Origin of the sequence: Microbaculum marinisediminis (assembly GCF_025397915.1) — a bacterium.
GTDB classification, from domain to species: domain Bacteria; phylum Pseudomonadota; class Alphaproteobacteria; order Rhizobiales; family Tepidamorphaceae; genus Microbaculum; species Microbaculum marinisediminis.
Genome location: NZ_JALIDZ010000006.1, coordinates 364,843 through 373,466, shown reverse-complemented (window position 1 = coordinate 373,466; position 8,624 = coordinate 364,843). Strand labels below are relative to the sequence as shown.

General features: G+C 60.9%; 7 protein-coding genes. 1 reads left to right on the top strand and 6 read right to left on the bottom strand.

Going from position 1 to position 8,624, the window contains the following annotated elements; all coding sequences use genetic code 11:
• Positions 1–188: 188 nt before the first annotated feature.
• The 3 genes from MUB46_RS15445 to MUB46_RS15435 form a co-directional block, all read right to left on the bottom strand.
• Positions 189–392: a helix-turn-helix transcriptional regulator gene (locus MUB46_RS15445; protein ID WP_261616832.1), complete on the bottom strand. Its 204-nt coding sequence runs from the start codon at positions 390–392 to the stop codon at positions 189–191.
• Positions 393–554: 162 nt separating this feature from the next.
• Complete coding sequence (locus MUB46_RS15440; RefSeq protein ID WP_261616831.1) at positions 555–872, bottom strand: hypothetical protein; 318 nt, start codon at positions 870–872, stop codon at positions 555–557.
• Entirely contained in the window at positions 865–2,253 is a 1,389-nt protein-coding gene (locus tag MUB46_RS15435; protein ID WP_261616830.1) for a tyrosine-type recombinase/integrase, read from the bottom strand. Before MUB46_RS15435 ends, MUB46_RS15440 begins: the two co-directional genes overlap by 8 nt.
• Positions 2,254–2,550: 297 nt before the next feature.
• Here MUB46_RS15435 and MUB46_RS15430 point away from each other — a divergent pair, with 297 nt between their 5' ends.
• A complete protein-coding gene (locus MUB46_RS15430) occupies positions 2,551–3,918 on the top strand; it encodes a tyrosine-type recombinase/integrase (protein WP_261616829.1) in 1,368 nt (455 codons plus the stop codon).
• 594 nt (positions 3,919–4,512) lie between these two features.
• Here MUB46_RS15430 and MUB46_RS15425 read toward each other — a convergent pair.
• The 3 genes from MUB46_RS15425 to MUB46_RS15415 form a co-directional block, all read right to left on the bottom strand.
• Positions 4,513–5,058 carry a recombinase family protein gene (locus tag MUB46_RS15425; RefSeq protein WP_261616828.1) on the bottom strand — a complete coding sequence of 182 codons (546 nt, stop codon included), beginning with the start codon at positions 5,056–5,058 and terminating at the stop codon, positions 4,513–4,515.
• Positions 5,059–5,911: 853 nt separating this feature from the next.
• Complete coding sequence (locus tag MUB46_RS15420; RefSeq protein ID WP_261616827.1) at positions 5,912–6,073, bottom strand: hypothetical protein; 162 nt, start codon at positions 6,071–6,073, stop codon at positions 5,912–5,914.
• A gap of 776 nt (positions 6,074–6,849) precedes the next feature.
• The gene (locus MUB46_RS15415; RefSeq protein ID WP_261616826.1) at positions 6,850–8,424 is read right to left on the bottom strand and encodes an RCC1 domain-containing protein; all 1,575 of its coding nucleotides are present in this window, start codon (positions 8,422–8,424) and stop codon (positions 6,850–6,852) included.
• Between the last annotated feature and the right edge of the window lie 200 nt (positions 8,425–8,624).

Here is an 8,624-nt window from a genome sequence, read left to right as displayed (position 1 = left end):
AAGCAGCCGATGACAAGTCCTTGACCATCAACGGCGACTATCGAGCCGATCGGACGCCATGACGGTTGAACTAATGCACTGTGTGCGCTATCTTCGGAAGTGATCAGCCGCCAAGCATGATCAGTTCTCTGAAGCCGGTTCCCTGTTCCTGCAGGGGCCGGCTTCGCCGTATCTGGATATGGCATCGATCACGCTGCCGCCGTATCGGCGGCGTCGCGCGCGGCAATGCGGCCCTCAATCCATCGATCGATTTCGGAAGCAACGAACGCTGTCCGATTTTCCCCCAGCGGTACAGGCTTCGGGAAAGTGCCGTCCTTTATCTTCCGGTAAAGCTGAGAACGGGAATACGTAATTCCCTTGCCCCTCAGGTCGTCCCAGGAAAGCAGAATCATGTTTTCTACCTCGCGATTTGCATTGCGTCGCAGAACGACGCGACGCGAGGTCAATATATTCTATCGGAAAACTGCTTTACAAACGCGAGACCAAAGAACTATTGGGCAGAAATCAAAAAACTTTAGGGTGAATATCAAAAACATTGGGGTGGAAATCAATATTCAACTCAGATCCTTCACCAGTTGCTTTATGTACTCGTCCGTAAGTTCGATTCCGTACCTTTCAACAGCCTCTTTCTGAACCTGCTTTCTTATCCTCCGGCTCACGCCCCACGGGCGAGGAATACCGACCGACACGCGAACCCCCTTCTTTCGCTGTTCATCTGTGATGGTCGCTTTCAAGGCCTCCCTTTTTGCGTCAAGCCGAGCCTTCGTTTCTTCGCGCCATAGTTCTTTATATCGCCCGAGAACCCATAATATCTGCAGTTCATCCAGCTTGGCGGGCCTTCCGGCGCCTTCCCTGTACCCTCCCCTAGCCATGCCCCCCTCCGGTTAGCTTGATTACGTTCGTCGGAGCCGGGCGCGTCAGGTCGCGAAGCCGCCCCGCCCACAGGTCCATGGCCTCCCGCATTTCTTCCACGTAGCGGTGTTGATCGTAGACGCGCTGCACGCCCCTACGACCGTGGCCAATAATGGTTTCGGCAACCACGTCAGGGATACGGAGGCTTGCCATACCGGTACGGACCGTGCGGCGGATATCGTGGATAACGAAGGGGGGTAGATCGATATCAGCGATAGCCCCCCGCTTGCGGGCGATCGCCTTGAGGGTGCGCGTCATCCGCCGGTCAAGACGTGCCTTCGCCTTGGAAAACCCGGATACCGGTTTCTCCCCGAAGTTGGTTGAAAACAGATAATCGCCTTGCGTGAAGTGCGGCACCGCTTCAATGACACGACAGGCTTCGTCGGACAGCGGAACAAGATGCTGGGCATCCGACTTGAAACGCTCGGGCGGCACCGTCCACAACTTCACCGCGTCGTCAACGCGAGACCACTCGACAGGCTCGCCAGTCTTGGCGCGCTCCCGTAGAAGCCGCACAAGTTCGGGATGAAATTCGCGCCACCGCGCACCCGAAACTTCCCCCTTGCGTTGCCCGGTCAGTAGCAACAGCGCGAACATTGGGCCGAAGGGGTTGCCAAGGCGCTCGGCGGCTCGCGAGAGAGCAACTATTTCATCATCACTCAACACGCGGTCGCGCGGGGCCTTCTCGCCAATGATCGCGGCGGGCTTCAACCGGTCGCAGGGCGATGTCTCTAGGCCATACCCTCCGCTATCGATCGCCCAATTGAACATGGTGCGGGCGTGACCGAAAACGCAGTGAGCAAGGTAAGGGGCGGGGCGATCGGCGATCTTGCGCACGACACGGCGCACATCATCGCGGGTGACTTCGGTGACGGGCTTATTGCCAAGCTCTGGAATCAGCCAGTTTCGAATCTCGCGGGCGTCATCCTTCGCGCGGCGGTTACGACGAGATCTTTCCCTGTGCCTGATATAGTCCTCGGCCATGGCGGCGAATGTATTCGCCTGCTGGGCCTCCACAGTGGCCCTCTGGCGGCGTTCAAGCTCGCCAGGGTCAACACCTTCGGCGATCAGCCGCAACCAGTCCTCGGCCTTCCCACGGGCCTCGGCAAGCGACATCACCGGATAGTCGCCGAGCGTCCGACGGGTCGGGTTTGCGTAGCCGGTTTTAGGGTTGATCGGCGAGCCGGGATATCGGGTCTTCAGGAAGAATGTGGCCCTGCCCTTCTGCGAACCGACGCGGACACCGAACCCGGGCGGGCGCACGTCCATAATCTCGTACCGCTTACCAGCCGGCGCAGGCTTTAGGTTGGCCAGCGTCTTGTCTGTGATGTTCTGTCTCATTGGCGCCTCCGGGCCACAAATGGGCCACAAACGACATGCGCTTTCATGTGGCCCAATGCGACACCATGATAATCAATGCGCCGAAATTTTCAAGATATAGCTTATTTTTATGATACACGGTTCAGCGGTATGCGACGCGGTGAGACAGGCTTTTTAGCGGCTGTTAACCGCTGGGTCGCTGGTTCGAGTCCGGCCCGGGGAGCCACCCTCCTTCATACACCCCCTAGAACGCAAGGGCTGCAGGGCTCTCCGCTTCCTCAGAGGTACCCCATCAGGTACACCGAGGGGTACACGGAGGTGCTGATTCAAGTGCGTTATCTACAGCAGCGGGGCAAGTCGTGGCGCTACCGGCGCAAGGTGCCCCCGGCCCTCCGGCCGATTCTTGGCAAAGGCGAGATCGTCATTCCGCTCGGCGGTTCCGAGGCGGAAGCCCTTCGGCGATATCGAAAGGCGCATGCCAAGGCGGAGCAACAGTTGGCTGTCGCTGTCGCGCATCCGCCCCAGGCCGCCCCCGGCCAAACTGAATTGGACCGCTTCCGGCTCGCCGAGAGCCAGATTCGGGATTGGGGGCTGGACCTTGATTGGGCTGGTGAGGACGGCCCCGAGGAGCTGGCCCGCGACGTGCTGGCCGATAGTATCGTCGGCAAGTACCCCGCAGATGCGGAGACCGGCGACCCCACCGGTGTTTCTGTGGAGGATGTTGCCGTTCTCCGTGCGCTACGCCTCGGTTCTCGGCTGACACGCCCATGCCCGTCCCTCGAAGACGCCAAGCGCCTGTACGACAAGGAGCGGGTCAAGGGCGACCGAAAGAAGCGGCTCGAACTGGAGCGCATCTTTCGTCTTGTCGGCGCTGTCGTCGACCTCAGCCGCCCGCTTGACCGGCTGGAGCGCCAAGACGCCAAGGACGTGCGGGACCACATGCTTGATGGGGGCCGTACTGCCGCCTCGGTGGACCGCTACCTGAACGTAGTACGGGCGGTCATCAACCACGCAATCGCGGAGAACGATCTGGCCTGCAAGAACCCGTTCATGAAGCTGGAGGTCAGTGACGGCGACACGGCCATTCCCGACCGCCTCCTTCGCCGCCCCTTCACTGATGCCGAAGTGGAGAGGATCGCCCAACAGCTCCACACCAACGCCGGGAAAAGCCTCTGGCTTATTTGGCGGCTGCTGGCTGGCACCGGTTGCAGGCTTGCGGAGGTCACTGGCCTGCGTGTCGCGGATGTCCACCTCGGCCACCGCATTCCTCATATCGTGGTGGAGGGGCACAAGGACAGGCGCTTGAAGACGAAATCTTCAAATCGGGTGGTCCCCCTAAAAGGGGACGCTCACGCGGCCGCCAAGGAAGCGGTAAAGGCTGCTGGAAGCGAAGCCTTGTTGTTCAAAGCCTATTGCCGCTTAGGTGGTCCGGATGCGGCCTCGGCCGCCATCGGCAAGCATGTCGACGCGGTCATCGGGAAGGTGTCGAAGGTCGGTCCCACCCATTCTCTTAGGCACAGGATGGCGGACAAGCTGGGTTTGGCCGGTGCGCCTGATGGATTGCGAGACAGGTTTCTAGGGCACACCAAGGGGGCATCGAGCGAGTCTTACGGCGGTTCGCTGGAGGCGTGGCTAGAGATGTCCAGTGCTATATTGGCGAAGGCGCTAAGCTGCCGGATTCTCTAAGTCATTCCGGGGTAGCTCAATCCAATTCGGACGGTTCTGGTCTTTAGTATGATCAGTCATGTGTTGTGTCTTTCCACGGTGATGCGCCCCCAGCGGCGACAACCTCCTGTCAATAGACACGTGGTGCCCCTTACAATTAGTAAGGGAAAGTTGTGTGACAGTGGTTGTAAACTTGCCGCTGAGTAACCAAATGTGGTGAAGGTCCCAATAGCGGGAGCCAGGAAGGAGCTTCGCATGTTTCGAAGCACTGTTTTCAGGCTCCCAACTCAAGGCGTGGTGGCTTCCACCCGCCGCGAGGCATCCTAGCGGGGGCTGAATTGGCTAGGGCGAGAACAGTGCTCCTTGAGGGTGGAAGCTTCAAGGGCCGCAAATGCTGGCATTAACTGAGGCAGGCTCATCCCCTCCCTCTGCGGTTTCGCTAGCCCCCTGCGGATGCCGCCTGAAGGTGAAGTACCGGGATGCCTCCGTGCGGGGGCTTGTCTGCGCGTCTAGGGCACCGCCCTAGGCAGTGCAGGAAACTTGCACACTGCACGGCCAGCGAGGGTGCTTCACCACGCCTACCTAAGATGGACGTATTGTAGTTACTCCCTGTGCTCACTCTAGGGCCCTGTAGACGCTCTTGCGGGACACCCCAAGCCGCTTGGCTATCTCGGTGGCACCTACGCCCTGCGCCTTCAACTGACGGATGGCTGCGCCGTCGATCCTCGGGGGCCTGCCCTTGTACACGCCCTTGGCCTTGGCCTTCTCAATCCCCTCACGCTGTCGCTCCTTGATTAGGTCGCGTTCAAACTCGGCGAACGAGCCGAGCATGTGGAGCATGAGCCGTCCCTCGGGCCGCGTGGTGTCGAGTCCTTCCTGTAACAGCACCCGGAAGCCCACGCCCTTGGCCTGTAGCCGGTCGACGATGTTCCTCAGGTCGACAAGGGACCGTGCCAGCCGGTCAAGACGGGTCACGACGAACACATCCCCCTCGCGGACATAATCGAGAGCATGCTCAAGCTGCTCGCGGTCGGTAGCGCTCTTGCCGCTTCTCTTTTCCGAGAAGACCTTCCCACACCCTGCATTGCGGAGATGGTCTAGCTGGCTGTCGAGGTCTTGGTCGGTGGAAGAGACGCGGGCGTACCCGACTAGGGTAGACATGGTGCAAGGCTCCTGAATGTGTCCTTAGGGTCTAGAGCTTAGATGGGTATCTGTGTCACAATAGAAAGTCAATCCATATGACACGCCCTTTGTGTGTCATCCGCTTGTGTCGTCACCGTGCACCCTAGCGACACAGCGAGGCTAGGGATTGTCCGCCGTAGGTTATCCGCCATGAGCCAAGGTGCGGCGATGCCGGTGGTCGCACGGTGCGGGACGTGTCAGCGACCAATGGGCGGGGTGCCTCGGCAAGGCAGCCGATGGACAGCAACCGATACAGGAACCCCGAGCGACCCGTTGACTAATCGGCGCGGCGGTAGAGGGGGATCGAAGCGTTCGATCTATCGAAGGGGTGGGGGCTTAGATTTTTCTGCCCAAGACATGGCTCAGCCCCGCCACCGAGGGGAAGGTGGTGTGTGTGTGCTGTAGGTGGCCACACCGCTCATGGCAGCTAACAACACCATACAAAGAGCATGGGGAGGGTGTTGTAGGTGGATTGCACCTTCACTACCCCCCTCCCCACTGTGCATGGCACATTAAGGGCTCTTAGAGGTCACATTTAGATACACCTTAAGGTACACCTTAATGGAACCATTAGGGGAAGAGCTATCGCTCTCCCTCTAAGGGGGTCCCTAATTCAAAACCCTAGTGAACGCTGAAGAATGTGTCGGGCGAAGGATCACCCCACACCCCCGCTGCGTGGTCGTTGGTGAGGGCACCAGAACGGACTACGCTCCCCGATCAGGAGTAAGCCCACCAGCGCCCACGAAGGGGGGCAGGGCGGGCAAGGCGAGGCCTTTGGCTACAGGGGTAGCCCGAAGCACCAAACGCCCGCTGATGGACTCGTGAGCGCGTTCTAGCACGGCTCGTAGTTCGGCTCATCCTTCACAAACAGGTTCCAGGTGGACAGCCCCGAGCCGGGGCGGATGAACGCCTCAAACCCCCGCAACGAACCGATACGGACGTAAAGGCTTGCGCGGGTGATCTCCAGCCCGATACGGCGTGTCTTGAACAGCATGTCATCGCTCCATTCTCGCTATAGGGAGCGCTCGCCTTAGCACGAGATTTTCTCTTAACCTATTGTTTTTACGGAAACTTTCCCGCATCCGAGATCGTCCCCCATGCGGGTCGGCTCTGCTAGTCGGTGTCTGCCCACATGAACATCACCGTGGACGTCCGGTCAGGGCGTCTTCGAACCGCCTCCAGTCGATGAGGCTTGACGATGGAGTACACTGACGATACCCGAAAAGGTACACCAACGCGTGGCGATTGTTTAGATCGCACTTCCGCCAAACCATTGCAACAAAAGGTCTTTATGCAGGCGTCGATGTCGGTTCGATTTCCTCAAACAGTCCGGCCCGGGGAGCCACCTTTCTCCTTCGAAATGGCGAAACCTGCCAATCCCGACCGGCGATCCGGTCGGCGTAGGGACACGTATGCATCGGCAGAGCGGAAGATAAGGCCCTGTCGCGATGCCAGCCTCACCCGACACCAACGGAAGTGCTATCGTCTGGTTCCGCGACGACCTGCCGATCACGGACAATCCCGCGCTCGATGCGTCGGTCCGGCGCGGACCGCCCGTCGTCACTTTCTAAGGTCTCGCCGAAAACAGTGCGATCCGCGCGCTTGGCGCGGCGAATCGCTGGCGGCTGCATCCTTCGCTGACGCGCCGCGGGAAAGCCTCACGGTGATCGGCTTCCCCGCTCGTCGTCGGAGGGGCTACTTGGCGCCGCGGGCGCGTCGGTCCCTCCTCACGATCCGGTGTCCGGGCCCGTCATAGGGCCTCGGCGAACCTCACTTCACCTTTACGGTCTTCTTGCCCGTGCTCTTCTTCCAGTTCTTGTCGCCCTTGTAGACGGCCTTGAGCTTGTGTTTTCCGGATTTGGCGAATCTGGTCTTCACCGAGGCCTTTCCCCGCCTGACCTTGAAGGTGCCGAGCTTTTTCCGACCGTCCTTGAGAACAAGCTTGCCCTTCGGCTTGCCGGTCGACGGCTTCTTCGCCTTGAGCCGGATCGTGATGCGCGCGGTCTTGCCGACGGTGGGCTTCCTCGGCTTGACCTTGATCGTCTTGACCAGGCTTTTGCCCTTGGTGACCGTATGCGCGAGCCCTTCGGACGTGCTGGCCAGATTGTTCGCGTCGCCGCCGAAATGGGCCACGAGCGTGCGCGTGCCCGCATTCAGTTCACTAGTCCCGATCTGCAGCTTGGCTGGGACCAGCGTTGCGTGGTCTCCGAAACCGACGACATCGACGGGCGCGATGGCGTCCGTCGGCTTGTTGCCGTCGCCGGTCTGACCGAAGAAATTATCGCCCCAGCACTTCGCAGCGCCCGTGTTCGTGACCGCACAGGAATGGTCGTAGTTCGAGTCGACCGAGACGACCCCGGACGTCAGCCCGGTGACCTGCACGGGTGTCGGGCTTGACGAGGTGTCCCCATTTCCCAGGCTGCCATTGCTGCCTCCGGACCGGCCCCAGCACTTCACGCCTCCGGTCGTGAGAAGCGCACACGAGAAGTAATTCCCCGAGCTGACCGCCGCGACACCGGTCGTCAGGCCGGTCACCGGGACGGGGACGGGGGAGTCCGTCGCCGAATCGTCACCGAGCTGTCCATAATCGTTCTGCCCCCAGCACCGGGCCGCGCCTCCGCCGGTCACGCCGCAGCTGTGATAGAAGCCGCCAGTGATCGAGACGACGCCCGATGTCATGTTGCTGACCGGGACCGGGATCGGGCTGTTGCCCGTTGTGTTGTTGCCGAGTTCACCGTACGTGTTGCGGCCCCAGCAGGAGACCGCGCCTTCGTCGGTCAGCGCGCAGGTATGATTGGTCCCGCTCTTGATCGCGGTGACGCCCGAGGTCAGGCCCGAGACCTGCACCGGCGCGTTGTGGTCGTCCGTATTGCCGTTGCCAAGCTGACCGAAGGCGTTGGCTCCCCAACATTTCACGGCGCCCTCGTTCGTCAGCGCACAGGTGTGGTAGCCGCCTCCGGTGATCGCCACGACACCCGACGTCAGGCCGGCGACCTGAACCGGACGGAGGCGTTGCATGTTGGAGCCGTCACCGACCTGACCGCTGAAGTTGTAGCCCCAGCACTTGACGGCACCGTCCTGTGTCAGGGCGCACGAGTGGAAATACGACGATGCGACCGCTATGACGCCGGAGCCCAGCGTATCAACCGGGACCGGTGCGTCGCGATCGGATGTCGTGCCATCCCCGATCTGGCCCTGTTCGTTCCTGCCCCAGCACATCGCGGCGCCCGCGGCGGTGACGGCGCAGGTGTGGTGCTGGCCGGGGGAGATAACGCCTTTCACGCCGAGCGGCGATTGCAGCACTCCGGTGGCGAGTTCCTTCGATCCCTCCTGGAGCGTTACCATCCCTCCCGGGACGCTGCCGTAGACGGTTGCCGTAAACCCGGCCGTCTCGCCATAAGCCGTTGATCCGGAGGGGCCCGACAAGTCCGTCCAGGTCGGCCCGGCCTCCGCCGTGACGCCCGCTGACGCCAAAGCGCCGCCGGCTATCAGCACGGACAGAGCTGTTTTCTGGATAAAATTCAAAGACGTACGGATACGCATGA